The following is a 26600-nucleotide window of genomic DNA, read 5'->3' on the forward strand; positions in this document are numbered from 1 at the left end:
CGATTGAGGTTCGACGCTGGGCGCATGGCTGACTCAGCGCTCGACGAGGCGTACGCACGACTGACGAACACCGGACCGGAACGGGACGGCTGGCTCTCCAACCACGCGCCGATGGCGGTGGAGGTGCTGGCCGCCCGCGGTCTCGCCGCCCGGGTGCACGGCTGGATCGACGGGTACGCGGACCGGCTCTCCGAGCGGCCGCGCGGGATCGCGCCGATCCGGCCCGCGGAGTGGCGCGACCCGCTCGGCGACCCGGTCCGCACCGGCGACTGGCTGGACTTCTTCGCCCGCGAGACGGCCGCGGCGCCGTGGCGCGAGGTGCTGGTCGCCTGGTGGCCGCGGCTGCTGCCCGGCATCGCGGCCGGCGCCACGCACGGGGTGATCAGAGTCGGTCACGCGGTGCGCGCGCTGCGCGGGGCCGAGACGCCGGAACGGGTTGCCGAGCTGGGTCAGGGGCTGGCGTACTGGGCGGCCCGCTGGCAGCCGCTGGCGCCGGCCGGCGCGGGGCCCTACCGGGCGAGCGATCCGCGGTCGGCGCTGGACGCGGTGCCGCTGGTGCGCGACCAGCGCTACGGCATCCGGTCCCGGCTGGCGCAGCTCGCCGCGATGCCGTCGTGGGCGGTCACGGCGGGCGCGATTCCCACGGTGCCGGTGGGCGCCGGCTCCGGGGACGCGCCCACCTCGTCGCCGCCCGCCGCCGCGGTGGCGGCGATCGCGGACGCGGCGGTGGCCCGGCACGCCACGCACGGTCACCGCGACCCGGTCATGCTGGTGCACGCGGCCACCGCGCCGACCGCGGTGCTGCGCGTGCTGCCCGAGCTGCCGGCCGGGCTGCACCGGGCCAGCCTGGCCGCGGCGTGGGCGGCCACCGCGGCGGTGACGGCCGCGTACGCCGCGCCGACGCCGCGCCCGGCGCCTGCCGGGCCGGTGGAGCGGGACGAGGTGCTGGACCGGGCGCTCGCCACCGGCGATCCGCACGCGATCAAGTTCGCCGACGCGGCCGTCGACGCCTACGCCCGTACCGGGGATGCCCGGCACCTGACCGCGTCCGCGGTGGCCACGGCGGACATCGGCTGAGCCGGTCACCCGGCGGTGCGGCGACGGGCGGCCTGCCGGCGGCGGTACTGGCGTTCGGCGCGGGCGAGCAGGCGTCGCCGGCCGCCGGGGAACCGGCCGGCGACGTGCGTGACGGGGAGGTTGACGGCCGCGCGCCACAGCCCGTACCACGGCAGGCGCGGCGGCAGGCCGAGGTCGCGCAGGGCGGCGGGGCCGAGCAGCCAGGTGGCGAGCGAGAGCGCGCGATCGCGCGGTTCCGGCACGCCGGCCTCGATCAGCGCGCGGGCCAGCGCCAGGCTGTTGCCGTCCGGCGGCGGGTCATGGGCGAGCAGGTGGTAGAGCAGGCGGCGGCCGTGGCGTTCGTCGCGCGGCAGCCAGCGGTCGGCCACGCCCAGCAGCCACCCGACGTAGCGCCACAGGTGCATCACGGCCGCGCCGTCCGCGCGCCCGACGCGCACCCCGAGCAGACGCAGGTGCAGCAGGAAGCTGGTGCTGAACACGCCCAGCGTGCTGGCCTGGTCGTACTGGTTGATCGGCACGCCGCGGGCCGCCCGGTCCCAGCCCGGGTCCGCCTCCAGCCGGTGATTGACCATGGCGTGCATGACCCGGACGTGCAGCGTCAGCCGGTGGCCCTCGGCGCCGGGGCGCAGACCGCCGGGCGCGGTCACGGCGCGCCACCAGTCGGTCGTCTCCGCGATCCGGAGCGCGGTCGCGTCGCCGGTCAGCCGGCCGGTGCGGACCAGCGGCTCCAGCGCGGCGGCGGTGCGGTATCCGCCGAGCAGCGAGCCGTAGGCCAGCACCAGGTCGGCGTCCGCACCGAACGCGCGGCACGTCTCCGCGCCGCGCGCCAGCAGCGCCTCGTCCAGCCAGGACGGTGGGACGCGCACCGTCTCCAGGAAGCGCTCCATCGGTGCGGGCGCGGGGGCGGCCGGGTCGGCGAGCGCGGCCCGGATCTGCGCCTGGGTGACCGTGTGGTCGTCGAGCAGCGCGCGGGCCAGCGCGGCGCCCGGCTCGTCCCGTTCCAGCAGCGCGGCGCGCAGCGCGTCCAGTTCGTCGGGGGTGGGGTGTGCGCCGGGGCCGGCCGTCAGCCGGAGCGGGCGGGCGGCACGTTCCGCCCACCCACCGCCCGCGCCGAACCGGGCAGGGGTGACCATGTTCCGACCATAAAACAGGTGGGTACGGCGTGCCGGTCGAGGAAGCGGTGGTTCCACCTCAGGCGTGCGGTGCGCGCATGCGCAGCAGGCGGCGGGCGAGGGTGAGCAGGTGGGTGCGCAGCTCGTCGTCGGTGAGGTCGGCGAGGCCGGGATCGCGGCCGGCCGTGGCCATGCCGCCGGCCAGCAGCGTGGCGGCCACCCGGCTCTCCGGGTCACCGGCGGAGGCGCCGAGGATCGCGGCGCTGAGCCGGCGGGCCTGGGTGGCGAGGCCGGCGTGGCCGCCGATCAGCGCGGCCATGGCGGGGTCCCCGGAGAGGACCGCGGCGCGCTCGCGGTCGGTCACCATCAGCTCGACCACGCCGGTGAGCGCGGTCTCGCGGCGGGCGGCCCGGGTGGGTGCGGCCTCCGCGGCGTCCGCGACCGCGGCGAGCGCGTCGATCGCGGGCTGGACGACCGCGAGCGCGATCTCCTCCTTGGTGGCGAACTGGTGATAGACCGCGGCCTTGGTGACGCCGAGCTCGTCCGCGATCATCCGCAGCGACGTGCCGCCGACGCCGTGTGCGGCGTAGAGCCGGAGCGTGGCGTCGAGCAGGCGCCGGCGGGCCTCGCCCGGTGGTCGTCTCACGCGATGAGACTAGCCGACCGGCTACTCCGTCGCGCGAGATCCGGGTGCCAGATCGATTGACCGTCATCGCTTGACCGGCTCCCGTGGGATGCCTAGCGTCGACGCCATGACGTTGCTTCGCCGGCGGCCGCTGGCTGCTCTGATGCTGTTCGTGCTGGCGATCGTGCTGCCCGGTTCCGCGGGCACCGCGCAGCCGCCGAGACCGTCCCCGGCCTGGGTCGGCACCTGGGCGACCGGGCCGACCACCGTGCCGCCCGGCTCCGTGACCACGCTGGAGCGCCAGACGTTCCGCCAGGTCGTGCACGCCAGCATCGGCGGCGACACGGTCCGGGTGCGGCTGACCAACGAGTTCGGCGAGACGCCGCTGCGGATCGGCGCCGCGCACGTGGCCCGCCGCGCCGGCACCACCGGCACCGACATCAACCCGCGCACCGACCGGCCGCTCACCTTCGGCGGTTCCGGCACCGCGCTGGTCCCACCCGGCGCGCCGCTGCTCAGCGACCCGGTGCCGCTGGCGCTCCCGGCCGGCGGCGACCTGGTGATCAGCATCTATCTGCCGGAGCGGACGCCGGTCGGCACCGTGCACGCCTTCTCCTTCCAGGAGAACGTGATCGCCGACGGCGACGTCACCGCGGCCCGCAGCGTCACGCCGGTCGCCACCGCCACCCAGTGGTTCCTGCTCTCCGGCGTCAGCGTCTCCACCCGCGCGCCGCGCGCCTCGGCCGTCGCGGCGTTCGGCGACTCCATCACGGACGGCGCCGTCACGGAGAACGGTGCGAACCATCGCTGGCCCGACCTGCTCGCGGCCCGGCTGCGCGCCACGCCCGGGGTGCGCGACCGCGGCGTGCTCAACCTCGGCATCTCCGGCAACCGCCTGCTGCACGATCCTCACCCGACGCCCGGCGCCGAGGGCTTCGCGGCCTGGTTCGGGGTGAACGGGCTGGCCCGCTTCGACCGCGACGTGCTCGCCCAGCCCGGCGTCGGCGCCGCCATCGTGCTGCTCGGGATCAACGACATCGGCCAGCCGGGCGGCCCCGCGCCGGCCTCGGAGGCGGTCACCGCCGAGGAGATCATCGCCGGTCACCGGCAGCTGATCGCCCGCGCGCACGCGGCCGGCATCGAGATCTACGCGGGCACGCTGCTGCCCTTCAAGGGCGACACCCTCGGCTTCTACACCGAGGCCAACGAGGCGAAGCGCGCCGCGGTCAACCACTGGCTGCGCACCTCGGGGGAGTACGACGGCATCGTGGACTTCGACGCGGCCGTCCGCGACCCCGCCGACCCGCTGCGGCTGCGCCCCGCCTTCGACAGCGGCGACGGGCTGCACCCCAACGACGCCGGCATGGCCGCGATGGCCGCCGCCGTCCCGCTCCACTGGTTCCGCTGACCGTCCGGATACGCGCGACGGCCGCCGGTGAGGACCCCGGCGGCCGTCGCGGTGGGCGGTCAGGAGACGCGGCAGGTGACCGTGGGCGCGGACCAGGTGCCGTTGGCCATCACCGTGAAGCCGAAGGTGGTGGACGCGCCGGGTGCGAGGTTGCCGTTGCCGTTCGGGCGCATGGTCAGCACGGTGCCGGTGCCGTCCCAGCTGGGCGTGCCGTTCCAGGTGGTGTTGATCCGCTGGCCGCCGCTGAGCGTGACCGTCGACGTCCAGCTCGTGATGGCGCTGTTCCCGGCCCGGATGGTGACCTGGCCGTTGAAGCGGTCACCCCAGCGCTGCGTCTCGGCGTAGGTGGCGGTGCACGCGCCCGGCACCGGCGGCGGCGTGGTCGGGTTGGAGCCGCCGCCGTCCGGGGCCACGGCGCGGCCGGTGGACGGCGAGATCATGCCGGGGCAGAGGCCGCGGGCGGCCAGGTTGGAGACGATCTGCGGCACCGCGTTGATCGTGTTCTGGTAGGCGTCGTGCATCAGGATCACGCCGCCGGACTGCAGGGAGTTCGCGGCGGAGACGATCTGTGCGGTGCTCGCGCCGTTCCAGTCCTGTGAGTCGACGGTCCAGATCACCTCGCGCAGGCCGAGCTGCGACGCGACGGACTGCAGCGTCGCGTTCGTCTCGCCGTAGGGCGGGCGGAACAGGCGCGGCGTCACGCCGGTGGCCTGCTGGATCGCGGACTGGGTGGAGGACAGCTCCTGCTGCATCTGCGCGGCCGACAGCTGCGTCATGTGCGGGTGGCTCCAGCTGTGGTTCGCGACCCAGTGGCCGGCCGTGACCTGCGCCTGGGCCAGGCCGGGGTTCTGCTGGACGCGCTGGCCGGTGTTGAAGAACGTGGCGCGCGCGCCCGCGTTGCGCAGCGCCGTGAGCAGCGCCTGCGTGGTGGACGGGTTCGGGCCGTCGTCGTAGGTGAGCGCGACGTAGCCGTTCTCGCAGGCGGCGGCCGCGGTGGCGGGACCGGTCGCGACGGCGGTGAGCGTGCCGGCCGCGACGGCCAGGACGGCGGCGGCGAGGGCGGTGGAGCGGGGCCGGGGCATCGGTGGACTCCTTCCGGACAACTTTTGAAACATTCCGGAGTATGAATGGAGTCGACACCCAGTATCAAGAGATGCATGTCGATTGAATCGCCGTGGCGTCAGCGCATGGCGTCGGCGCGTCCTTCCGGAAGTTTGCGGAAAGCTGGGATGGGACGGTCTCGGTGCCGAGCCGGCGCGGCAGCGCGGTTGCCGCCGCGGACCCACTCCTCGATCAGGCGGCCGGCGAGGTGCTGGCCCGGCGCCGCGGATATCGGGCTCACGGGGGCGGAGAGGCCGCCTCGATCCGCTGACGGCCCGTACCGTGCGGGACCACGAACACCGGCGGCTACCCGGTGTCGCAGGCGGTGCGGAGCAGCCCGACCGGGCCGCGACGCGGGTCAGGGCAGGTCGCGTGCGGGGCGGAGGTCGTCCGGTTGACCGCCGCCCGCGCCGGAGCGGGCCGCCATCGTCGCCCGGGGCGGACACCGGCGGCTACGGGGTGTGCCAGGCGGTGCGGAGCAGCGCGGGCAGGAGGGTGGCCGCGCCGCCGCGGAGGTTGAGGTCGCAGCTGGCGTCGAGGGCGGAGCGCTCGGGGTTGATCTGGATGACGGGCGCGCCGGAGCGGGCCGCGATCCGGGGGATCTCCGCGGCCGGGTAGACGACGCCGGACGTGCCGATGGTCAGGGCCAGGTCGCAGGCCGTGGCCGCGTCGTAGGCGGCGGCCAGCGCGTCCTCCGGCAGCAGCTCGCCGAACCAGACCACGCCCGGCCGGATCGCGTCAGCACAGATCGCACATCGTGGTGGCGCGATCCGCCGGCCCTCCGCCGGCTCCACATCGGCCGTGGCGAGCTCGGCGGGGAACGGGCGGGCGCAGCCCGCGCAGCGGGGCGCGAAGAGGCTGCCGTGCAGGTGGATGGGGCAGCTGGACCCGGCGCGTTCGTGCAGGTCGTCGACGTTCTGGGTGATCAGCGTGAGGGTCGGGACGCGCGTCTCGAGCGCGGCGACCGCGACGTGGCCGGGGTTCGGGCGGGCCGCGCGGACCCGGGCGGCCCGCCACCGGTACCAGCCCCACACCAGGTCAGGGTCGTCGCGGAACGCCTCCGGCGTGGCCAGGCGCTGGGCGTCGTACCGGGACCACAGGCCGGTCAGGTCGTCCCGGAAGGTGGGCACGCCGCTCTCCGCCGACATGCCCGCCCCGGTGAAGACCACCACGTGCCGCGCCTCGCGCAGCATCGCGGCGGCGCGCATCGTCTCGTCCATCCGGCGATTGTCCCGGCGGGCGCGGGCGGCCGGGGACGGGGGCGGGTACGGTGCGGCGATGCCGATGCCTCGCCCGTGGTGGTCCGTCGTCGTCGCGGCCGTGCTGTCGCTGGCCGGTGGGCTGGCCGGCCTGGCGTACGCGGATCACGGGCTGGCCCGCGAAGCGGTGCGGACCGGCGGCGTACCCGTGGAGATCGTCCGGGCGGGCGGCGGGACCGGCGCCCGGCCCGCGGTCGTGGTGGTGCACGGATACGCCGGTTCCGGGCGGCTGATGCGGCCGTTCGCGGACACGCTCGCCCGCCGCGGCTACGTGGTGCTGCTGCCGGACCTGGCCGGGCACGGCGCCAGCCCGCGCCGCCTGGACGTGCCGTCGGTGATCGACGCGGAGGTCGCGGCCGTGGTCGCGCACGCGCGCGGCCTGCCGGACGTGGACCCGGACCGGGTCGCGCTGCTCGGCCACTCGATGGGCGCCGGCGCGGCGGTCCGGGCCGGGGCCGCCGATCCGCGCGTCGCGGCCACGGTCGCGATCTCGCTGCCCGGCGCCGGTGACGTGTCCGCGGCCGGTCCGCGGCGCCTGCTGCTGCTCGTCGGCGCGCTGGAGCCCGGCGGGTTCCGCACCGCCGGCCGGGAGGCGGCCGCCGGCGACGACCGGCGCCTGGTCAGCGTGCCGTTCGTGGAGCACGTGAGCGTGTTGTTCGCGCCGCGCACCCACCGGGAGGCCGCGGACTGGCTCGACGCCGCGACCGGCAACGCGCCCGCCGCGACCGGCATCGCGCCGCTGCGCCGCGTCACGGCCGGCGCGCTGACGCTGCTCGGCGCGGTGTCGCTGCTGATCGCGGCGCTGACCCGCGGTCACCGGCGGGGCACAGGCGGCCCGGCGGACGCGGCGGCCGGACGGGGCCGCACCCCGGCGGCGGGCGCGCTCGCCAGGCCCCGGACGTGGCTCGCCGTCGGGCTGGGCGGCGCGCTCGGGATCGTCGGCGGCGGGCTCGGGTCGGGCCTGCTGCCGTCGCCGGTGGCCGGATATCTGGCCGGCTACGTCGCGGTGGCCGGTGGCGTCCTGACGGCGGCGGCCGGATGGCGCCGGCCGCGACCCCCGAGGTGGACGGCCGTGCTGTCGGCGGTCGCCGGGGGCGCGGCCGTGGTCGTACCGGTGCAGCTGGGGCTGACCCTGATGGTGCCGCACGGGGACCGCTGGTGGCTGCTGGGTGCGCTCGCCCCGGCCACCGCGGCGCTGCTGGCCGGGGCGCGGTCGCTGGCCGGGCCCGGGTGGGACGTGGCCGTGCTCGCCGCGCTCGGCCTGCCGCCGGCGGTCGCGGCCGTGCTCGGGCTCGCGCCGGGGTTCCTGCTGCTGATCGCGCCGCTGGTCGCCGTGCTGTTCGGGGTGTACGGCCTGCTCGCGGCCGCCGCCCGGTGGAGCGGCGCGGACTGGTGGCATCCGGTCGCGGCGGGCGCGGTGATGATCGCCTGGCCGGTCGCGGTCGCGCTGCCGGTCAGCGTCGGCTGAGGGATACGTCGCAGATCGGCGTCGCCGGGAACCGCGGGGCGGGGCCGGGTGTTGTCGGCGAACGTGAAGAAGATCGGGTTTCTGTCGTTCGGGCACTGGCGGGACATGCCGGGCTCGCGGACGCGCAGCGGCGCGGACGCGCTGTTGCAGACGATCGAGCTGGCCGAGGCGGCCGAGGAGCTCGGCGTGAACGGCGCGTTCGTGCGCGTGCACCACTTCGAGCGGCAGCTCGCCTCGCCGTTCCCGCTGCTGGCCGCGATCGGCGCGCGCACCCGCCGGATCGAGATCGGCACCGGCGTGATCGACATGCGGTACGAGAACCCGCTGTACATGGCGGAGGAGGCCGCGGCCGCGGACCTGATCAGCGGCGGGCGGCTCCAGCTGGGGATCAGCCGGGGGTCCCCGGAGACCGCGCTGCGCGGCGCGGAGACGTTCGGGTACGTGGCCGACGACCCGGCGGAGATGGCGCGGCAGAAGGCGGAGGCGTTCCTGGCCGCGATCGACGGCGCGCCGGTGGCCCGCACCGACCCGGCCCGGACCGGCGGGGTGAGCGGGCGGCTGGCGATCCAGCCGCAGTCGCCGGGGCTGCGCGATCGGATCTGGTGGGGCGCCGGCACCCGCGCGACCGGGCAGTGGGCGGCGCGGCTCGGCGTGCACCTGCAGAGCTCGACGCTGCTGACCGAGGACACCGGCGTGCCGTTCGACCAGCTGCAGGCGGAGCAGATCCGGCTCTACCGCGCGGCGTGGGCGGAGGCGGGGCACGAGCGTACGCCGCGCGTGTCCGTGTCGCGCAGCGTGCTGCCGATCACCGAGGCGATCGACGAGATGTACTTCGGCGCGCAGGGCCACGACGACCAGGTCGGGCTGCTGGAGGGCGTACGCTCCCGGTTCGGGCGTACGTACGTGGGTGAGCCGGACCGGATCGCGGCGGAGCTGGCCGCGGACGAGGCGGTCGGCGAGGCCGACTACGTGTTGTTCACGGTGCCGAACCAGCTCGGCGTGGAGTACAACGCCCGCATCCTGAGCACGATCACCGCGCACGTGGCGCCCGCGATCGGCTGGAAGCCCGCGGCCGGCGGCGAGGTGTGAAATAGATCCGACGGGGCTCCGACGGTCGGCGCGGCAGAATGGTCGTCGTGCCGACTTTCGACAAGCCGTTGCGGAAACTGGGATTCCTCACCATCGGGCTCTTCGACGAGGCCGACCCCGCGGCCGGCCACGAGTCCACGCTGCAGCTCATCGAGCTGGGGGAGCGGCTCGGCTTCGACAGCGCGTGGCTGCGTCACCGCCACTTCCAGTTCGGCATCTCCTCGCCGGTCGCGGTGCTGGCCGCGGCCACCCAGCGCACCCGCCGGATCGAACTGGGCACCGCGGTCACGCCGCTCGGCTGGGAGAACCCGGTGCGGCTCGCCGAGGACTGGGCGACCGTCGACGTGCTCTCCGGCGGCCGGCTCAACCCGGGCATCAGCGTCGGCCCGCCGATGCGCTGGGACGTGGTGAAGGACGCTCTCTACCCGGACACCGCGGACGCGGAGAACCTCGGCTACGCGCGGGTCGAACGGCTGATCGCGGCCGTGCGCGGCGACGAGCTGACCGAGGGTGACGCGGTCGAGGGCTTCGAGGCGTACTCGCGTCGGGTGCAGCCGCACGCGCCCGGCCTGGCGCGCCGCCTCTGGTACGGCGCCTCCAGCCTCCGCTCCGCGATCTGGGCCGGCGAGCACGGCATGAACCTACTGATCAGCAGCGTCGTCAAGGCCGAGGGGTCGGAGGACTTCGCGCAGCTGCAGCTGGCGCAGGTGCGCGCGTTCCGGGCCGCGCACCCGGACGGCGACGCCGCCCGCGTCTCGCAGGGCCTGGTCGTCATCCCGACCGACACCGCCACCGCGGAGCAGGCCGCGCGATACCGGGCGTACGCGGAGAAGCGCACGCCCCGCACCCGCGCGCCGCAGGGCCCGGGCCGGATGATGTTCGCACCGGACCTGGTCGGCACCGCCGAGGAGATCGCCGAGCGGCTGTCCGCGCACGCCGCGTTCCGCGAGGTGGACGAGGTGGCGTTCGCGCTGCCGTTCACCTTCACGCACGCCGACTACGTGCAGATCCTCACGGACATGGCGACCCGCCTCGGCCCCGCGCTCGGCTGGAGCCCGGCTAGCTGAAGTCGGCCGCGTGATCGCGCGCCCACGCCGCGAACCCGCGCGCCGGCCGCCCGGTCTGCTCCTCCACGGTACGGGTGACCGGCTCCGGCGTCCCCACCAGCGACGCCCAGTAGTCCAGCGACGCGTCCGCGAACTCCGGCGACGCCCAGCGGAGCAGCTCCGCGCGCGCCTCCGCCCGCGGCTGCTCCTGGACGCGCAGCTCCCGGCCGATCGCGTCGCCGATCAGGCGTACCTGCTCGGCCTGGGAGACCGCGGAAGGACCCGTGATCACGTGGGTACGGCCGGCGTGCGCGGCCGGGGCGGTCAGCGCCAGCAGCGCCACGTCCGCGATGTCCCGCTCGTGGATCAGCGACCGCCGGGCCGCCGGGTAGGGCATGCGTACCGTCCCGGTGGTCCTGATCCGCTCCGCCCACCCGAGCGTGTTGGTCGCGAAGCCGCTCGGCCGCAGGAACGTCCACCGGTCGGTGACGCCGCGGATCGCGCTCTCCACCTCGCCCCAGAACCCGGTCTCCGCGCTCATCGCGGACAGGTAGACGATGTGCCGGCCCGCGAGCCGCCCGGCCACCGGCTTCGCGAGGTCCGCGGTCATGAACGGCCAGATCAGGAACACCGCGTCCACGCCCTCGGCCGCGCGCTCCAGGTCCACCGGCGACGCGAGATCACCACCCCGCCGCCGGCTCATCCCGCGAACCGGCACCGCACGCTCCCGCAGCCCCACGACCACGTGCCGCCCGACGTTCCCCGTAGCGCCGATGACCAGCGCAGTCCCACTCATGTGGACGATCGTCATCCCTCAACGCCGGTCGAGGTCAAGGCCGGGCAGATGAGGCTAGCCTCCTAGGAAGCGGCAGGCGGCGTGACGCGGGGCCGGCCGGGGCGACCGTACCGGGAAAACGGGGTGGGCGGTCCAGGGTGGGAACTTCGTGCCCGAACGGGGGTCCCGGGCGTCGTACCCACGGATGGTTTTGATCTCCGGAGCGGCGCGGCGCGGCCAAGCGGCGCCCGAATTGATTGCAAATATCGGCATAATGTGCGTCATGAAGCGTAACTACGTGGCGTGGGCGGCGCTCGCGCTGTCCCTCTCAGGGCTGGTGGTCGGTGCGGCACCGGGCGCCGCGATGGCCAAGGGGTCGCAGGTGTCGCTCGGTGGCGTGCAGGCGCCCGAGCCGAGCGGCGCGAGCCTGCGCGACCTCACCGGTGGAAGCAGGAGCATCTGCGTGAACATCCAGGTCGAGAAGACCGGGTGGCAGGGTTGGCGGTGCGGGCGGAAGGGTGCGCGGGCGACCGCGGGCGCGGCCGGCACCACCAAGAAGGCCAGGGCGGTGGCGATCACGGCGAACGGCGTCGGGACGCTCTGCGTGAAGATCATGATCCAGTCGGCGCCGGTGCAGTCCTGCGTCAGCGACCGCACCGTGCTGGTAGCGGGCTCGGCGAGCGGCGTCCGCCTGGACACGTTGCAGGTGAAGACGAGCGGCAGCGGCGTCTGCGGCAACAGCCGGTCGATGACGGCCGCGTGGTCGTCCGTGAAGTGCGCGAAGGCGGGCCAGTGGCTCGCGGTCGGGCGCTGGGGCGCCAACGCGGTCGGGCTGTCGGTCTGACGATCGAAGACCCTTCGAGGGTACGGCCGGGAGCGCACGCTCCCGGCCGTACCGCGGTGCCGGGGCGTGTCTGGCGGATCTTCGCCGGCCTGCGGCGTGGCCCGGCCGCACGGCACGAACACCCGGATACAGCACCGGTATACCGACGCCCGCGCCGCACCCCCGGACGACACCTTGACCTCGCCTCGGCTCGACGAGTTCCACCAGACACGCCTAGTGGAAGACGATCGCGTGACCGCCGGCGATGCTGGCGCGGCACGCCTCCCACAGCGCGAACCAGATGGTGATCTCCGTGGCGAAGTCCGCGTCGTCGTCCACGTGCCCGATCCGGTGCGCCTCCGCCTCCGGCAGCGACCCGTCCGCGGCGAGCGTGATGCCGAGCGCGGGCGCGCACCGGCGCAGCTCCGCGCGCAGGCCCTGGCTGGAGCCGACCATGCCGCCGCCGGCCACGCCCGGCGCGTCCCCGAGGAACAGCGGGTCCGGGAGGTCGACCGGCACGTAGTAGCCGGCCGAGTCGGAGTGGCAGAGCAGGTGCGAGGAGAACATCATGGTCTCGTCGTCGATCAGCTCGCGGTCGGCCCGCAGTTCCTCCGGCGTGCGCGCGGGCGTGACCGGGCGCCCGGTGTCGACCAGCGCCATCACCCGGCGCAGGTAGGCCAGCGCGGAGTAGGGCAGGTCCGCGGGCACGTGCGGATCGAGCGGCACCGGCGGCGTGTCCGGCTCGGACCAGCCGATGCCCTCGGCGGCGAGCGCGGTGCGCAGCGCCTCCAGCCCGGCGCGTGCCTCGTCGCCGGAGATGCCCACGGTTATCGCAAGACCCACGCCGGGAACGTTACCGGGCGTGGTCGCCCGTGCGGAGAACCGGGCCCGGGGCCACGCGGCGTGACCGTGCTGTCCGAAGCGCGACAACCGACCGCATAGGACGGTCCGGCGGGCGAAGCTGGGACCCTCACGGTACGGAGGGGGCCTGCGATGCAGCGGGTGATGGCGGGATTCCACGCGGGGGGCGGCTGGCGTACCGACCGGCATCCTCGGCACATGATCGACCTGACCGGTGACGGGCGCGCGGACATCGTCGGCTTCGGCGAGGACGGCGTGCACACCGCGCTGGCCACCGGCGGTGGCGGGTTCGCGGCGCCGCGGCGGGCGCTGGCCGAGTTCGGGTACGCGGCCGGGTGGCGCGTCGACCGGCACCCGCGCCTGTTCGCGGACGTGACCGGCGACGGCCGGCCGGACCTCGTCGCGTTCGGCGACGACGGCGTGGCGGTCGCGCGCGGCAACGGCGACGGCACGTTCGCGCCGTCCCGGCTGGTCGTGCCGGATCTGGGCTACACCGCGGGCGGCTGGCGGGTGGAGCGCAACCCGCGGTTCGCCGTGGACCTGACCGGCGACGGCCGCGCGGACCTGGTCGGGTTCGGCGACGACGGCGTGGTCACCGCGCTCGGCAACGGCGACGGCACGTTCACCGCGCCGCGCCTGGTGCTGGCGGACCTGGCGGTGGAGGCCGGCGGCTGGACGGTGGAGCGGCACCCGCGGTTCGTGACGGACCTGACCGGCGACGGGCGCGCGGACATCGTGGGCTTCGGCAACGAGGGCGTGGTGGTGGCGCAGGGCAACGGCGACGGCACGTTCGCGCCGCCGAAGCTGGTGCTGCCCGCGTTCGGCTTCGATGCGGGTGGCTGGCGCACCACCCGGCACGTGCGGCTGCTGGCGGACGTGACCGGCGACGGCCGGCCGGACATCGTCGGTTTCGGCGAGGACGGCGTGTGGGTCGCGCTCAACGACGGCGCGGGCGGGTTCGGCCCGGCCCGGCGGGTGCTGGACGACTTCGCGATCGGCGCGGGCGGGTGGCTGCCGGACCGGCATCCGCGGCTGCTGGCGGACGTGACCGGCGACGGCCGCGCGGACGTCGTGGGCTTCGGTGACACGGGCGTGCGGATCGCCCGGAGCAACGGCGACGGCACGTTCGCCGCGCCGGTGCTCGCGCTGACCGGCTTCGGCTACCGGGCCGGGGAGTGGCGGACCGACCGGCATCCGCGGTTCGCCGTGGACCTCACCGGGGACCGGCGCGCGGACCTGGCCGGGTCCGGCGAGGACGGCGTGTGGACCGCGCCGAACGCGGGCGACGGCACGTTCCGGTCGGTGCGGGTGCGCCGGGACGCCTGGGACCTGCCGGTGTGGGACCCGGCGCTGCTGTCCTACGCGCGGGCGGTGCGGGCGATGCAGTCCCGGCCGATCTCGGATCCGACGAGCTGGGCGTACCAGGCGGCGATGCACGGGCGGAGCGGCTCCACGCCGTCCGGCGCGGACTGGAACCTGTGTCAGCACGGCAGCTGGCACTTCCTGCCCTGGCACCGCGGCTACCTGTACTTCTTCGAGCAGATCGTCCGCGCGGAGGTGATCCGCCAGGGTGGTCCGGCGGACTGGGCGCTGCCGTACTGGGACTACTCGACCCCGGCCCGGGCCGCGTTGCCGCCCGCGTTCCGGGAGCGGACGCTGCCGGACGGCACGCCGAACCCGCTGTTCGTGGCGCAGCGCGCGGCCGGGCTCAACGCGGGCGGGCGGCTGCCCGCGTCCGCGACCGGCAGCGCCACGGCGATGCGCACCACCGTGTTCACGCCGGACTTCGGCGGCGGGCGGACCGGCCCGCAGCACTTCTTCAACGCGTACGGCGAGCTGGAGTTCACGCCGCACAACGACGTCCACTCGCTGATCGGTGGCCTGATGGGCGACCCGAACCAGGCCGCGCTGGATCCGATCTTCTGGCTGCACCACGCGAACGTGGACCGGCTGTGGACGGTGTGGCTGCGGCAGGGCGGCGGGCGGGCGGACCCGGCCGACGCGGCGTGGCGCAACCAGTCGTGGGCGTTCCGGGACGCGTCCGGCAACCGGGTCACGATCACCACCGGCGCGATGCTGGACCCCGGCCGGGACCTCGGTTACGTGTACCAGGACGGCGTCGGCGCCCCGGCCGCGCTGGAGAGCATGGCGACGTTCGCGGCGGTGCCCGCGGCGGAGCCGGAGCTGGTCGGCGCCTCGGACCGCCCGGTCGACCTGGCCGGGCGGGCCACGGCCGTGGACGTGCCGGTCGACGCGCGCGCCGCCACCGAGTCGGCCGGCGCACCGCGCGCGTTGCTCAACCTGGAGGACATCGTGGCGGACGCCAACCCGGAGCTGGTGTACGAGGTGTTCGTCCGCCCGCTCGGTGCGCCGCGCGCGGTCCCGCACTACGTCGGCAACGTGTCATTCTTCGGCATCGAGCACAACGGCCCGCGCGGGGACACGCCGCACGGGTTCCGGCGCACGTTCGACATCAGCGACTGGGTGGCGGCGCAGGGCGCGGCCGTGCCGGGCGCGGCGGTGTCGTTCCGCCCGGTCGCGCTGGCGGCGCCGGAGCAGGACGGTGAGCCGGCCGTGCCGCCGGTGCGGGTGGGCCGGGTGAGCATCTTCTACGCACAGTGACCGATCCGCTGCTGTGCCGACGATCTCACCAGCCGTGACCGCCACTCCGCCCGCGGGTCTGAGCAGGAAGGATTCTCGCGTACCCGCTCGACGGCGGTGAATGTGAGGTGGGTGCGCCCTCGTGCCCGCGGCGTGATCACTACCATCGCGCCCGTGATCCACAGAAGAGTGTCCATAGTGGCCGCTCTCGGCCTGCTCGGCACCATCGCGGTCGCACCATCCGCCGCGCTCGCCGACGAGACCGAGACCGCACCGCCCGCCGAACCGGCCAAGGTCGAGCTGGTCCTCGACGTCAGCGGTTCCATGGAGGCCGCCGACATCGACGGCCGCACCCGCATGTCCGTCGCCAAGGACGCGTTCAACACGGTCGTCGACGCGGTGCCGGAGACCACGCAGCTCGGCATCCGCGTGCTCGGCGCCACCTACGGCGGCGACGACAAGGCGCAGGGCTGCAAGGACAGCCAGCAGTTGGTCGAGGTCGGCCCGATCAACCGGGTCGCCGCCAAGAACGCGATCGCGTCGCTGCAGCCCACCGGCTTCACCCCGGTCGGCCTGGCGCTGCGCGGCGCGGCCGAGGACCTCGGCACCGGCGGCTCCACCCGGCACATCATTCTGATCACCGACGGCGAGGACACCTGCGCGCCGCCCGACCCGTGCGAGGTCGCGCGCGAGCTGGCCGCGCAGGGCACCAACCTGGTGGTGGACACGCTCGGCCTGGCGCCGGACGAGAAGGTCCGGCAGCAACTGGTCTGCATCGCGACCGCGACCGGCGGTACGTACACGGCCGCGACCACCCCGACCGAGCTGACCGACCGGATCACCCAGCTGGTCGAGCGCGCCACGGACGTACCGGCCGCGGCCCCGCCGGTCGCGGTCACCGGCACCGACGCCTGCGAGGGCGCGCCGACGCTGACCGCCGGCATCTACACCGACCGGGAGCGCTTCGAGGAGCACCGGTTCTACCGCGTCGTCGTGGCGGAGGACCAGGAGCTGCGCGCGTCGGTCAGCGTGGCGCTGGATCGGCCGTTGCAGCGTGACTACGGCGTGCTGCTGCGCGCCACCGCCACGGACGGCCGGGAGCTGGTCCGCGGCACGGACGCCGGCAGCGGGCGCACCGACGTGCTCTCCACCGGCCTGCGCTACTCCGGCGCGCTGGACGCGGAGGACGCCGAGGAGGAGGACGCCGAGCGCGTCGTCTGCCTCGTGGTCAGCAACTCGTTCGCGCCCGGCGCCGGCGCGGCCAACGCCGCCAACACGCCCGGCATGCCGATCGAGCTGAGCATCGACGTGGTCGAGGCCTCGCCCGCCCCGGACGCGCCCGGCCTCGGCCGCGGCTTCCTGCTCCTGCTCGTGCTCACCGTGTCCGGCCTGGTCGCCGGCCTGCTCGCCGGCTGGCTGACCCGCTGGTGGGTCGCCACCTGGAGGGAGAACTGACATGCGTCTTCCCCTGTACCTGAGCGGCGTCGTGGCCGCCGGCGGTCTGCTGTTCGGCGCCGCGCTGCCCGCGCAGGCCGCGCCGACCCCCACGCCGGACGGCGGCGTCACGCCGTCGCCGGGCGCCGAGACGGTCACCAAGGCGGGCACCAGCTTCCTGACCGCGGCCGAGATCGAGGCCGGGCAGCCGGTCGAGGTGGACGCCGCCACCGGTGAGTACCTCTACTGGTCGTTCGCGGCGCGCGCCGGCCAGGTGCACGACATCGAGGCCACGGTCACGCTGCCGGCGGACCGTACCGGCGACCAGGCCTGGACGATCGAGGTCTTCGACGGGCTCCGCCGCCGCCAGGCGTGCGTGGACGGCGTGCAGAGCCCGGTCGCGAAGACCACCGACACGGCCGTGGAACTGCGCTGCTCGCTGCGCCGGGTGCGGTCGTGGGCCGAGCCGTGGTCCGGCGACCCGCTGCCCGGCACCTACTACGTGCGGCTGTCCATCACGCAGCTGCCGGAGGAGGACCTCGGCCAGTCCGCCACGGTGTCGCTGGTGATCGGCGCGGAGAACGCGGGCACCTCCGCGGACGACGGTGAACTGGCCGCGCCGCTGAACCCGGTCACCCGGTCCGGCACCGTCAACGCGCAGCCGTCCGCGGCGCCGTCCGGCACCCCGCTCGCGGGTGCGGCGGACGACGCGGACGGCGAGGGCTGGAGCTGGGACTGGCTGCCGGACCTGCCGAAGTTCTCCGCGCGCTGGTTCTGGACCGCCGGCGGTGGCGTGCTCGCCGCGATCGCGGGCGTGGTCGGCTTCGCGCTGACCCGCCGCCCGCGCGTACCGGCGCGCCCCTGATGCCCCACTGAATCCCCCGCACCGGCGCGGGCGCGGCCAGCCCCCACGCGCGCGCCGGTTCCCTGCCGCGGGGGAGAACGGCCGGGCCCGGTGAGAGTGCCGGGCCCGGCCGTCCGTCTCTTATGGGCGACACCGAGTGACCGCGCGTGTTTGTCTGGTACGACGGACGGGAACGCGGTCGCGGGTTCTCGCGGGGAGGCGGGCATGATCAAGCTTGACGGGGTCACCTGGTCGGTGGCCGGGGGCTGGACCGCGCGCTGGGCCGCCGGCGCGGTCCTCGGCCAGCTCATCTTCGGGCCGACCACGATGCTGTTCATCGCGCTCGTCACCGGCGTCGCGCTCGGCGCCGGCGGGATGTACCTCGTCCACCGCCGCGCCACCACGCCGCGGGTGTCCCGCCCGCGGCGGCGTACCCGCGCGGCCGTCCTCTCCGCCCGGCTGGCCGCGCTCGCGTCCCGCTCCCGGCGTGCGCTGCGCCGGCCGCGCCGCGCCCGCCCCGCGCCGGTGCGCCGCTACTCGCCGCGCGCGCCGAGGCGCTCGTTCTCCCCGCTGGCACCGCGCTGATGCGGTTCTCGCTCGGTGCGCTGCTGGCCGACGTGCCCGCGGATCAGGTCGCGCAGGCCCGGGAGTTCTACCGGACCAGGGTCGCCGGGCGCGGCCCGAGCGATCTCGACGAGCTGGCCGAGATGCGGGCGACGCGATCCGCGCCGGTTCCCGCCGACCCGCCCGCGGTCGAGGAGACGATCGGCGGGCGGGTGCCGGTCCGGATTCTCACGCCGGCCGGCGGGCCACCGCGCGGTGTCTACCTGGACATTCACGGCGGCGGGTTCTATCTGGACTCGGCGGCGCGCGGCGACGTGCGCAACCGCGCGCTGGCGGAGGCGCTGCGGCTGGCCGTGGTGAGCGTCGACTACCGGCTGGCGCCCGAGCATCCGTGGCCGGCCGCGCCGGACGACTGCGAGACGGCCGCGCTCTGGCTGGCCGAGCACGCCGAGGCCCGGTTCGGCGCGTCCCGACTGGCGATCGGCGGCACCTCCGCCGGGGCCACGCTCGCGATGGCGACGCTGCTGCGGCTGCGCGATCGCGGCCTGGCCGGCCGCGTCGCCGCCGCGGTGCTGCTGTACGGCACGTACGACCTGAGCGCGCGCACGCCGGCCGGCCGCCGCATCGCCGACGAGTACTTCATCCGCGCGTACGCCGGGCACGTCGCGGACCGCACCGTGCCGGACGTCTCGCCCGTCTACGGCGACCCGCGCGGGCTCCCGCCGGCGCTGCTGGTCGTCGGCGCCGCGGACGTGCTGCTGGAGGACAACCTGGTCATGGCGGCCCGGCTCGCCGCCGCCGGCAACGACGTGGACCTGCGCGTCTACCCGGAGGCCCCGCACGGCTTCACGCTGCACGCCACCGCCCTGGCCCGCACCGCCCTGCGCGACGCGGACGCCTGGCTGAGCGACCGCTGCTGACCGGCCGCCGCACGCGGACGCCGGTGCGCCCGGCGGGGTCACGGCGTCCGCGCCGATCCGGACCGGCCGCCCGGCAGGCCGTGGTTGTGGCATGATGGCGGCCAGCATGACGATGGTGGATCTCTGCCGGGACAGCCTGGACGGGCTGTCGGTGGGCGACGCGCTCGGCGCCCAGTTCTTCGTTCCGGGCACGCGGCCGGACAGGCTTCCGGACGGGCCGTGGCCCTGGACGGACGACACCGAGATGGCCTGCGCGATCACGGCCTCGCTGCGGGCGGGTGCGCCGCTCGATCAGGACGCGCTGGCGGCGCTGTTCGGGGAGCATTTCGAGCCCTACCGCGGATACGGCGGGGGAGCGGTGGTGCTGCTGCGGCAGTTGCGCGAGGGTGCGTCCTGGCGGGACGTGGCGCCGGCCGCGTTCGGCGGGCAGGGGTCGATGGGGAACGGGGCGGCGATGCGGGTCGCGCCGCTCGGCGCGTTCCACGCCGGGGACTCGCGGACCGCGGCCCGGGAGGCGCTGCGCTCCGCGGAGATCACGCACGCGCATCCGGAGGCGATCATCGGCGCGGTCGCCGTGGCGGTCGCGGCGGCGGAGGCCGGGTGGGCGCGGACGGTGAGTGACCGGCCGGAGCCCGCGGACCTGCTCGACGTGGTGCACGGATATCTCGTCGGCGGTCAGGTGGCCGACGGTGTGGCCCGGGCCCGGCGGCTACTCGGGGTGAGCGTGGCGGAGGCCGCGTACGAGCTCGGCAACGGATCGCGGGTGCTCGCGCAGGACACGGTGCCGTTCGCGCTGTGGACCGCGGTCACGTATCTGAACGACTTTCCGGGCGCCATCCTGGCGTGCGTGGAGGCGGGCGGGGACGTCGACACCACCGGCGCGATCGTGGGCGGGATTGTGGCGTCCTATACGGGGCGTGACGGAATTCCGGGGGAGTGGCTGGCGCGGCGCGAGCCGTTGCCGTCGTATGCGCTAAACGTTTCCTAGCGCGTACTCTCCGTTGTTTTGATCTTTCGCCGGGTCTCCGGTCACCCCGCCGGTGAGCAGCGCGAACGCCCGATGATGCCGCGATAGCGCGAAATATCGGGCGGACCGCGCGCGACCAGGTAGATCACAGACGGCGGACCCCGGCGCGCCGCCCGGGCCGGCTCGGGCAGAATCGACCGTCCCCAGTGGCCCGGCGGCGGTGGGAAATCGATGACCGGGCGGGCGCCCGAATGCGTCCCCGGTCTTTTCCGAAGAAGATTCGTTCGGTACGGTCTGGGGCGCTGTGCCGAATTAAGCAATTCTTAAAAGAGCGGTGGGAAGCCAAGTGACCGAGGGTATCGACCTCGTTGTTGCGGCCCGCGTGGGCGACCGTCGAGCGCTTGCGGAGCTCAACGCGCTCCATCTACCCCTGGTCTACAACGTCGCGGGCCGGGCGCTGCGCGTTCACGCCGACATCGAGCACGCGGTCCGCCGCACGTTCGCCCGGGCCGCCCGCGAGCTGGCCCAGCTGCGCGACCCGGAGCGCTTCCGCGGCTGGCTGCTCGCCTGCACGGTGCGTGAGATCGCGGGCGTCCAGGCCGCCGGCACCGTGGTGGCACCCGCGCTCGACGGCGGCCCCGCCGACCCGGCCGCGGACTTCGTCAGCCTCTGTGTCGTCCAGCACAGGCTCACCGGCCGGCGCCGCGAGCTGGACGAGGCCACCCGCTGGATCGACGCGGAATACTCCGTGCTGCTCGCGCTCTGGTGGCTGGAGGCCGCCGGCCTGCTCACCCGCGCCGAGGTCGCGGACGCGCTGCGCATGCCGCCGGACGACGTCGCCGGCCGGGTCACCGAACTCCGCGCGCAGTGGGAGCAGGCCCGCGCGCTGGTCGGCGCGCTCCGCGCCCAGCCCGGCTGCCCCGAGCTGACCATGCTCACCGACGGCTGGGACCGCGTGCCGCTCCCCGCCTGGCGCCGCGGCCTCGGCCTGCACGTCGGCGACTGCCCGGTCTGCGGCGCCGCCGTGGCCGGCCTGCCCGAACTGGTCCGCCTGCTCGGCGAGGAGCCGCTGGTCCCGGTCCCGGGCGCGCTGGTCGGCGCCCTCACCACGGACGGGCTCGTCCCGGCCGACGCCGCCAGGACCAACCCCATGCTCGGCGGTACGCCACCGGCCACGCCGGTCCGCTCGTCCAGCACCACGCCGAGCGGCCCGGCGTCCGGGCGCCCCGGGGCGTACTCGGCGGGCTGGGCCGGCGCACCCGGCACCCCGGCCGCGGCCGCCGCGGCGGCCGGCGGCGTGGCGGCCCGGCCGGGCACCACCCGATCGGGTGAAGTCTCCGCGGGCCCGACCGTCGACATCGCCGCCATCACGGCCGCCGCGGCGGCCGGAGCCGCCGGCGCGGTCGCGGGTGCGGCCGGTGCCGATGCGGTGTCGCGGGCCGGGTCGGGTGCCGCCCACGGCGGTGCGGCGGCGGGCGGCGCGGTCGCGGCCGCGGGCGGTGCCGGTGCCGATGCGACGTCGCGGGCCGGGTCGGGTGCCGCCCGCGCCGGTGCGGCGGCGGGCAGCGGCGGCGGAGCCACGGCGGCCGGCGCCGCGAGCGCGGGCTCCGGGCGACCGGACACGGCGGCCGGGCAGCCCGCCGGAAGCGCTCGCCACGCGGCGCCGGGCGGCGGCTCCGGGACGCGCGGTGGTGCGGGCAGCGACCCCACGGGCGCCGGCGGCGCCGGGAGCGACCCGGCGGCGCCGGGTGGCTCGCGCCGGGCGGCCACGGGCGTGCCGGAGCTCTCTCAGGGCGGCACGGCCGCCGGAGGCGCGCGGCACCCGGCCTCCTCGGCACGTGGCGGTGCGGAGCCGGGCGCACGCCCGGCCGCGCCGGGCTCGCGGCACGCGGCCGACGGTGGCGCGGCCGGGCCGGGCGGCGGGCGGCGGGCGGCCTCGCAGCCGGGAACGGACGCGCGGGACGCGGGCGCGGCGGGGCTGGGCGGCGGCGGGCGGGCGGTCGCCGGCCGTACCGTGGCCGGGTCTGCCGGGGTCGCGGCCGGAACGGCCGACGGGCGCACGGCGGCGCACGCGGCCGTCGGCGGTGACGCCACGACCTCGTCCACCGGTGAGAGCCCGGCCTGGACCGGTACGCCCACCCGCGTCCCGAGCGCGGACACGCCCGCCGCGCCGGGGGCGGCCGAGGACGGGCCGTCGTGGAAGGGCGCGCCGACGCGCATCCCGGTCACGGACGCGCCCACGTCCATCCTTCCCGCCGTGGCCGGCGCCGGATCGGCCGCCGCCGCCAAGGGCGCGCACCCGCGCGAGGTGCCGCCGGCCGCCGCGGGCAACACGGTGGCGATCCCGCGTCAGCGCGCGGCCACGCCGGACGACGGCGCCACCGCGGTGATCCCGCGGGTGCCGCTCGCCGCGGGGGCGGACGCCGCGGACACCGGCACGCTGGCCGGCGTGATCCTGCCCGGCGACCAGTTCGTGCCGCCGCAGACCGCGTCCCGGCACATCCCGCCGCCGGCCGGTGGTGACGGCGACGACTCCGGCGCGATCGTGCCGCTGGGCGACCCGGAGCCGGAGGACGGCGGCCGGTCCAAGAAGACGCTGGCGCTGGTCGGCGTGGCCGCGGCCGTGGTCGTGCTGAGCACCGCGGCCGGCCTGGTCATCAACAGTGTGATCGGCGGCGACGAGGACACGCTCACGCCGATCGCGGCGCCGTCCGACGCGCAGGCGTACGCGGTACCGACGGCCGCGGGCTCCGCCTCGGCGTCCGCGTCGCCGTCCCCCTCCGCGTCCGCCTCGCCCTCGCCGTCCGCGTCACCGTCACCGTCCCCGACCGCGGCCGGGAAGCCCTCGCCCACGGCCACGAGCCCGTCCGCGCCGTCGTCGTCGGCCGGGTCGAACGGCGGCGACAACGCGAACCTGCGGTCGATCCGGATGGCCGGCTCCTCCGACCGGTACGTGCGGGTCAGCGGCGGCAACGTGGTGGTGGAGCGGCTGACCTCCGGCAGCGCGGCGTCGAACCGGCAGCAGGCCACGTTCGAGGTGGTCCCGGGCCTGGCCGACGCGGGTTGCGTGTCGCTGCGCACGTCCGACGGCCGGTACCTGCGGCACTACGACTACCGGTTGCGGCCGTCCGCGGACGACGGTTCCGCGCTGTTCAAGGCGGACGCCACGTTCTGCATGCAGCAGGCCGCCGGCGCGGTGATGCTGCGCTCGCACAACTACCCGGACCACTTCGTCCGGCTGCGTGACTCCGCGCTCTACATCTCGCAGATCGACCGCCAGTCCGCGGCCACCATGCTGTGGGTGCTGGCCGACCCGATCGGCTGACCGCCCCCGTGGGGCGCCCGGCCTCGTGCCGCGGCGCCCTCGGGGGTCAGGAGTGCAGGCGCGCGCGGTAGGCGCGGGTCTTGGCGCGGTTGCCGCAGACGTTCATCGAGCACCACCGGCCCGCGCCGCTCTTGGACGTGTCGTGGAACGCCCAGCGGCAGTCCGGTGCCGCGCACAGCTTCATCCGCGCCCACGCGCCGGTGACGACCGCCCGTGCGACGGCCTCGACGATCCGGTCGAGCGCGGTGTCCCCGGCCGCGCGCAGCCGCAGCCCGCCCTCCGCCGCCGTCAGGTGCAGCGGAAACTCGATCAAGCCCGGGTCGCCGCCGCGCAGGCTGTCGCGCAGTGCGCCGCGCAGGCGCAGCGCCGCGTCCAGGCGGGCGCCCGGGGGCAGCCCTTGATCCGCCAGCCAGGCGTCCAGCGCGGTCTGTGAGGTGAGCCGTTCGCCGCCGGCGTGCGCGGTGCCGTGCCGCCGGAACGTGCGCTCGTCCACGGTGTTGAGAAACGACTCCACCAGCGCGAGATCATCCACGACACCAGATTAGCCCATCACTGGTGTTGCAATCTCCGACACCACTGTTATGTTTTTCTGGTGTTGGAGCCCTTCGCGCTGCACGTCAGCGACCACGACCTGGCCGACCTCCGCCGCCGCCTCCGGGAGACCCGCCCGCCCGCGCCCATCCCGCACCCCGGCTGGATCGCCGGCGCGGACGCCGCCACCGTCGCCCGGCTGGTCCGCCACTGGGCCGGTGACTTCGACTGGCGCGCGCGGGAGGCCGAGATCAACGCATTGCCGCAGTTCACCGCCGACGTCGGCGGCACCCGCGTGCACCTGGTGCGGCTGCGCGGCGAGGGCCCGGAGCCGCTGCCGATCGTGCTCACGCACGGCTGGCCGAGCACCTTCCTGGAGCTGACCGCGCTCGGCGACCGGCTGGCCCGCCCGGGCCGGTACGGCGGGGACCCGGCCGACGCGTTCGACGTGGTGATCCCGTCGCTGCCCGGGTTCGCGTTCTCCGCGCCGTCCCGCGTCCCCACGCACGAGCTGTGGCACACGCTGATGCACGACGTGCTCGGCTACCGGCGGTACGGCGCGCACGGCGGTGACCTCGGCGCGGGCGTGAGCAGCAGGCTGGCGGCGTACCACCCGGAGGCCGTGGTCGGTCTGCACCTGCTGGCCGCGATGGCGCCGCCGGACGGGCCCGTCACCGACGAGGAGCGCGCGCACGTCGCGCGGACCGAACGCTGGGACGCGGAGGAGGGCGGCTACCAGCACCTCCAGCGCACCCGGCCGCTGACGCCGGCGCACGCGCTGAGCGACTCCCCGGCCGGGCTGCTGGCCTGGATCGCGGAGAAGTACCGGGCGTGGAGCGACGCGCCGGACGCGTTCTCCGACGACGAACTGCTCACCCAGGTCTCGCTCTACTGGTTCACCAACACGATCGCCACGTCGTTCCTGCCGTACTACGACCACCGGCCGTTCTGGCGGCGGATCGAGGTGCCGACCGGGATCGCGGTGTTCCCGCACGACCTGGCCCGGCCGCCGCGTAGCTGGGTGGAGCGCACCTATCGGCTGAGCCGGTACACCGCGATGCCGCGCGGCGGGCACTTCGCGGCGCACGAGGAGCCGGCGCTGCTGGCCGCCGACCTCACCGCCTTCTTCCGCCAGCGTCGTACAGATTACAGAAGTTGAAATCTGTAACCGGCGCGCGTACGGTCGTCGGCATGGAGATGAGACGACTGGGCTCCGGTGGGCCCCTCGTGTCCGCGATCGGCCTCGGCTGCGAGCGGATGTCCGCCGGTGAGCCCGCCCCGGGTGGCGTGGCCACGATCCGCGCGGCGATCGACGCCGGCGTCACGCTGCTCGACACCGCGGACTTCTACGGCGCGGGCCACAACGAGGAGCTGATCCGGCGCGCGCTGCGGGACGGCGACCGCGACCGCGTGGTGATCAGCGACAAGTTCGGCGCCCAGCGCGACCCGGCCGGCCGGTTCATCGGGCTGGACGCGCGGCCGGCGCACGCCAAGAGCGCGCTGGCCTACTCGCTGCACCGGCTCGGCACCGACCACGTGGACATCTACCGGCCGGCGCGGCTGGACCCGGCCGTGCCGATCGAGGAGACGGTCGGCGCGATCGCGGAGCTGGTCCAGGCCGGCTGGGTGCGGCACATCGGGCTGTCCGAGGTCGGCGCGGAGACGCTGCGCCGCGCGCACGCGGTGCATCCGATCGTGGACCTCCAGATCGAGTACTCGATCTTCAGCCGCGGGCCGGAGCGCGCCATCCTGGACACCTGCCGCGAGCTGGGCGTGAGCGTCACCGCGTACGGCGTGCTCGGCCACGGCATGCTCACCGGCGCCTACGCCGGCGGCGGCGAGGTCGGGCACCTGCCGCGCTTCCACGGCGCGAACCTGACGGCCAACCTGGCGCTGGTCGAGCGGCTGCGCGCGGTCGCGGAGGCGCGCGGCGTGACGGTCGCGCGGCTGGCGATCGCATGGGTGCTGCGGCGCTCCGAGGTGGTCGCGCTGGTCGGCACCAGCCGCCCGGAGCGGATCGCGGACGCGGTGGCCGCGGCCGGGATCGTGCTCACCGACGCGGAACTGGCCGCGATCGACGAGGCGGTGCCGGACGGCGCGGTGGCCGGCGGGCGCTACGCCACCCCGCTGCTGGCGCTGCTGGACAGCGAGCGGTGAGCCGCGGCGCGGCCGGGTAGGGTCGGGACCCATGGCCGCGCTGGACACCGAGACGATCATGGTCGCCACCGAGGACGTGCTCCGGCGGTACGGCTGGTCGAAGGCGACCGTGGTGGACGTGGCCCGCGCGCTGGGCGTCAGCCACGCGGCCGTCTACCGGCACTTCCCGTCCAAGGTCGCGCTGCGGGAGGCGGTGGCGCGCCGCTGGCTGAGCCGCGCCTACGACGAACTGGCCGCGGTGGCGGCCGACCCGGACCGCACCCCGCCGGAGCGGCTTCGGGCCTGGCTGCTGACGCTGTTCCGGCACAAGCGCCGCGCCGCGGTGGAGGAGCCGGAGCTGTTCGAGACGTACGGCGCGCTGGTCCGCGAGCACAGCGCGGTGTCCGCCGAGCACGTCGCGGTGCTGCTCGATCAGCTGGAGGGCATCGTGGCCGGGATGGGCGGCGACCGGGACGCGGCGCGCGCGGTGCTCGTGGCGACCACGGCGTTCCACCACCCGGCGCACGTGGCCGAGTGGGGCCGGCCGGACCGCGAGCGGCTGCTCGACGACGTCTGCACGCTGCTGATCAGGGGGCTGGAATAGGGCGGACGCCGCCGGACGGGGGGAGTCCGG

At 75.8% G+C, this 26600-nt stretch carries 23 protein-coding genes; 16 read left to right on the plus strand and 7 right to left on the minus strand.

Features of this window, described 5'->3' with window-relative positions; translation table 11 throughout:
• The first annotated feature begins 24 nt into the window (after positions 1–24).
• Complete coding sequence (locus J2S41_RS09100) at positions 25–1077, plus strand: questin oxidase family protein (RefSeq protein ID WP_310365487.1); 1053 nt, start codon at positions 25–27, stop codon at positions 1075–1077.
• A gap of 5 nt (positions 1078–1082) precedes the next feature.
• Here J2S41_RS09100 and J2S41_RS09105 read toward each other — a convergent pair whose 3' ends face one another.
• Together J2S41_RS09105 and J2S41_RS09110 are read right to left on the minus strand one after the other, a co-directional pair.
• Positions 1083–2210, minus strand: coding sequence for an oxygenase MpaB family protein (locus J2S41_RS09105; RefSeq protein ID WP_310365489.1), 1128 nt, complete (start codon positions 2208–2210; stop codon positions 1083–1085).
• Between the two features lie 58 nt (positions 2211–2268).
• The gene (locus J2S41_RS09110) at positions 2269–2835 is read right to left on the minus strand and encodes a TetR/AcrR family transcriptional regulator (RefSeq protein ID WP_310365494.1); all 567 of its coding nucleotides are present in this window, start codon (positions 2833–2835) and stop codon (positions 2269–2271) included.
• A 106-nt stretch (positions 2836–2941) separates the two neighbouring features.
• Here J2S41_RS09110 and J2S41_RS09115 point away from each other — a divergent pair, with 106 nt between their 5' ends.
• Positions 2942–4222: an SGNH/GDSL hydrolase family protein gene (locus J2S41_RS09115; RefSeq protein ID WP_310365495.1), complete on the plus strand. Its 1281-nt coding sequence runs from the start codon at positions 2942–2944 to the stop codon at positions 4220–4222.
• Between the two features lie 59 nt (positions 4223–4281).
• Here J2S41_RS09115 and J2S41_RS09120 read toward each other — a convergent pair whose 3' ends face one another.
• Both J2S41_RS09120 and J2S41_RS09125 read right to left on the minus strand, forming a co-directional pair.
• Positions 4282–5304, minus strand: coding sequence for a polysaccharide deacetylase family protein (locus tag J2S41_RS09120; RefSeq protein ID WP_310365497.1), 1023 nt, complete (start codon positions 5302–5304; stop codon positions 4282–4284).
• A gap of 471 nt (positions 5305–5775) precedes the next feature.
• Positions 5776–6543, minus strand: coding sequence for an SIR2 family NAD-dependent protein deacylase (locus J2S41_RS09125; RefSeq protein WP_310365499.1), 768 nt, complete (start codon positions 6541–6543; stop codon positions 5776–5778).
• 58 nt (positions 6544–6601) lie between these two features.
• On the opposite strand from J2S41_RS09125, the gene J2S41_RS09130 reads away from it, so the two are divergent.
• From J2S41_RS09130 to J2S41_RS09140, 3 genes are all read left to right on the plus strand, one after another.
• Complete coding sequence (locus J2S41_RS09130; RefSeq protein ID WP_310365502.1) at positions 6602–8050, plus strand: alpha/beta hydrolase; 1449 nt, start codon at positions 6602–6604, stop codon at positions 8048–8050.
• A gap of 63 nt (positions 8051–8113) precedes the next feature.
• The gene (locus J2S41_RS09135; protein ID WP_310365505.1) at positions 8114–9139 is read left to right on the plus strand and encodes an LLM class flavin-dependent oxidoreductase; all 1026 of its coding nucleotides are present in this window, start codon (positions 8114–8116) and stop codon (positions 9137–9139) included.
• Positions 9140–9186: 47 nt separating this feature from the next.
• Positions 9187–10206 (plus strand): LLM class flavin-dependent oxidoreductase, encoded by a 1020-nt coding sequence (locus tag J2S41_RS09140; RefSeq protein WP_374728122.1) that lies wholly within the window; start codon positions 9187–9189, stop codon positions 10204–10206.
• Here the strand turns inward: J2S41_RS09140 and J2S41_RS09145 are convergent.
• Positions 10199–10981, minus strand: a complete 783-nt coding sequence (locus J2S41_RS09145) for a Rossmann-fold NAD(P)-binding domain-containing protein (protein WP_310365513.1) — start codon at positions 10979–10981, stop codon at positions 10199–10201. The two genes, J2S41_RS09140 and J2S41_RS09145, sit on opposite strands and share 8 nt — an antisense overlap.
• Positions 10982–11243: 262 nt before the next feature.
• Here J2S41_RS09145 and J2S41_RS09150 point away from each other — a divergent pair, with 262 nt between their 5' ends.
• Positions 11244–11804, plus strand: a complete 561-nt coding sequence (locus J2S41_RS09150; RefSeq protein ID WP_310365514.1) for a hypothetical protein — start codon at positions 11244–11246, stop codon at positions 11802–11804.
• Between the two features lie 213 nt (positions 11805–12017).
• On the opposite strand, the gene J2S41_RS09155 is transcribed toward J2S41_RS09150, so the two are convergent.
• Complete coding sequence (locus J2S41_RS09155) at positions 12018–12626, minus strand: putative DNA-mimic protein (RefSeq protein WP_310365518.1); 609 nt, start codon at positions 12624–12626, stop codon at positions 12018–12020.
• A 216-nt stretch (positions 12627–12842) separates the two neighbouring features.
• On the opposite strand from J2S41_RS09155, the gene J2S41_RS09160 reads away from it, so the two are divergent.
• The 7 genes from J2S41_RS09160 to J2S41_RS09190 all read left to right on the plus strand — a co-directional run bounded on the left by J2S41_RS09160 (position 12843) and on the right by J2S41_RS09190 (position 23299).
• Complete coding sequence (locus J2S41_RS09160) at positions 12843–15266, plus strand: tyrosinase family protein (protein ID WP_310365521.1); 2424 nt, start codon at positions 12843–12845, stop codon at positions 15264–15266.
• A gap of 153 nt (positions 15267–15419) precedes the next feature.
• Positions 15420–16700, plus strand: a complete 1281-nt coding sequence (locus J2S41_RS09165) for a VWA domain-containing protein (RefSeq protein ID WP_310365524.1) — start codon at positions 15420–15422, stop codon at positions 16698–16700.
• 1 nt (position 16701) lies between these two features.
• On the plus strand, positions 16702–17544 hold the full coding sequence (locus J2S41_RS09170) for a peptidase (RefSeq protein WP_310365528.1): 843 nt from the start codon (positions 16702–16704) through the stop codon (positions 17542–17544).
• 204 nt (positions 17545–17748) lie between these two features.
• The gene (locus J2S41_RS09175; RefSeq protein ID WP_310365530.1) at positions 17749–18108 is read left to right on the plus strand and encodes a hypothetical protein; all 360 of its coding nucleotides are present in this window, start codon (positions 17749–17751) and stop codon (positions 18106–18108) included.
• Positions 18108–19007 carry an alpha/beta hydrolase gene (locus J2S41_RS09180; RefSeq protein WP_310365532.1) on the plus strand — a complete coding sequence of 300 codons (900 nt, stop codon included), beginning with the start codon at positions 18108–18110 and terminating at the stop codon, positions 19005–19007. The genes J2S41_RS09175 and J2S41_RS09180 overlap by 1 nt, the downstream gene beginning before the upstream one ends.
• A gap of 106 nt (positions 19008–19113) precedes the next feature.
• Positions 19114–19995, plus strand: coding sequence for an ADP-ribosylglycohydrolase family protein (locus J2S41_RS09185; protein WP_374728123.1), 882 nt, complete (start codon positions 19114–19116; stop codon positions 19993–19995).
• A gap of 325 nt (positions 19996–20320) precedes the next feature.
• Entirely contained in the window at positions 20321–23299 is a 2979-nt protein-coding gene (locus J2S41_RS09190; protein ID WP_310365535.1) for an AbfB domain-containing protein, read from the plus strand.
• Positions 23300–23345: 46 nt separating this feature from the next.
• On the opposite strand, the gene J2S41_RS09195 is transcribed toward J2S41_RS09190, so the two are convergent.
• Positions 23346–23831 (minus strand): CGNR zinc finger domain-containing protein, encoded by a 486-nt coding sequence (locus J2S41_RS09195; protein WP_310365537.1) that lies wholly within the window; start codon positions 23829–23831, stop codon positions 23346–23348.
• Positions 23832–23891: 60 nt separating this feature from the next.
• Here J2S41_RS09195 and J2S41_RS09200 point away from each other — a divergent pair, with 60 nt between their 5' ends.
• The 3 genes from J2S41_RS09200 to J2S41_RS09210 are packed head-to-tail and all read left to right on the plus strand — an operon-like array spanning position 23892 to position 26570.
• Positions 23892–24989 (plus strand): epoxide hydrolase family protein, encoded by a 1098-nt coding sequence (locus J2S41_RS09200; RefSeq protein WP_310365541.1) that lies wholly within the window; start codon positions 23892–23894, stop codon positions 24987–24989.
• A 32-nt stretch (positions 24990–25021) separates the two neighbouring features.
• Entirely contained in the window at positions 25022–25987 is a 966-nt protein-coding gene (locus J2S41_RS09205) for an aldo/keto reductase (RefSeq protein WP_310365545.1), read from the plus strand.
• Positions 25988–26018: 31 nt separating this feature from the next.
• Complete coding sequence (locus J2S41_RS09210; protein WP_310365548.1) at positions 26019–26570, plus strand: TetR/AcrR family transcriptional regulator; 552 nt, start codon at positions 26019–26021, stop codon at positions 26568–26570.
• Positions 26571–26600 lie beyond the last annotated feature (30 nt).

Source organism: Catenuloplanes atrovinosus (assembly GCF_031458235.1).
GTDB lineage: Bacteria > Actinomycetota > Actinomycetes > Mycobacteriales > Micromonosporaceae > Catenuloplanes > Catenuloplanes atrovinosus.

Bases quoted from the DNA above. Each gene is read 5' to 3' on its own strand.
- J2S41_RS09115 (WP_310365495.1), top strand. From the start codon at position 2,942: ATGACGTTGCTTCGCCGGCGGCCGCTGGCTGCTCTGATGCTGTTCGTG.
- J2S41_RS09160 (WP_310365521.1), top strand. From the start codon at position 12,843: ATGATCGACCTGACCGGTGACGGGCGCGCGGACATCGTCGGCTTCGGC.
- J2S41_RS09185 (WP_374728123.1), top strand. From the start codon at position 19,114: ATGACGATGGTGGATCTCTGCCGGGACAGCCTGGACGGGCTGTCGGTG.
- J2S41_RS09150 (WP_310365514.1), top strand. From the start codon at position 11,244: ATGAAGCGTAACTACGTGGCGTGGGCGGCGCTCGCGCTGTCCCTCTCA.
- J2S41_RS09210 (WP_310365548.1), top strand. From the start codon at position 26,019: ATGGCCGCGCTGGACACCGAGACGATCATGGTCGCCACCGAGGACGTG.
- J2S41_RS09175 (WP_310365530.1), top strand. From the start codon at position 17,749: ATGATCAAGCTTGACGGGGTCACCTGGTCGGTGGCCGGGGGCTGGACC.
- J2S41_RS09145 (WP_310365513.1), bottom strand. From the start codon at position 10,981: ATGAGTGGGACTGCGCTGGTCATCGGCGCTACGGGGAACGTCGGGCGG.
- J2S41_RS09180 (WP_310365532.1), top strand. From the start codon at position 18,108: ATGCGGTTCTCGCTCGGTGCGCTGCTGGCCGACGTGCCCGCGGATCAG.
- J2S41_RS09205 (WP_310365545.1), top strand. From the start codon at position 25,022: ATGGAGATGAGACGACTGGGCTCCGGTGGGCCCCTCGTGTCCGCGATC.
- J2S41_RS09105 (WP_310365489.1), bottom strand. From the start codon at position 2,210: ATGGTCACCCCTGCCCGGTTCGGCGCGGGCGGTGGGTGGGCGGAACGT.
- J2S41_RS09125 (WP_310365499.1), bottom strand. From the start codon at position 6,543: ATGGACGAGACGATGCGCGCCGCCGCGATGCTGCGCGAGGCGCGGCAC.
- J2S41_RS09130 (WP_310365502.1), top strand. From the start codon at position 6,602: ATGCCGATGCCTCGCCCGTGGTGGTCCGTCGTCGTCGCGGCCGTGCTG.
- J2S41_RS09120 (WP_310365497.1), bottom strand. From the start codon at position 5,304: ATGCCCCGGCCCCGCTCCACCGCCCTCGCCGCCGCCGTCCTGGCCGTC.
- J2S41_RS09100 (WP_310365487.1), top strand. From the start codon at position 25: ATGGCTGACTCAGCGCTCGACGAGGCGTACGCACGACTGACGAACACC.
- J2S41_RS09170 (WP_310365528.1), top strand. From the start codon at position 16,702: ATGCGTCTTCCCCTGTACCTGAGCGGCGTCGTGGCCGCCGGCGGTCTG.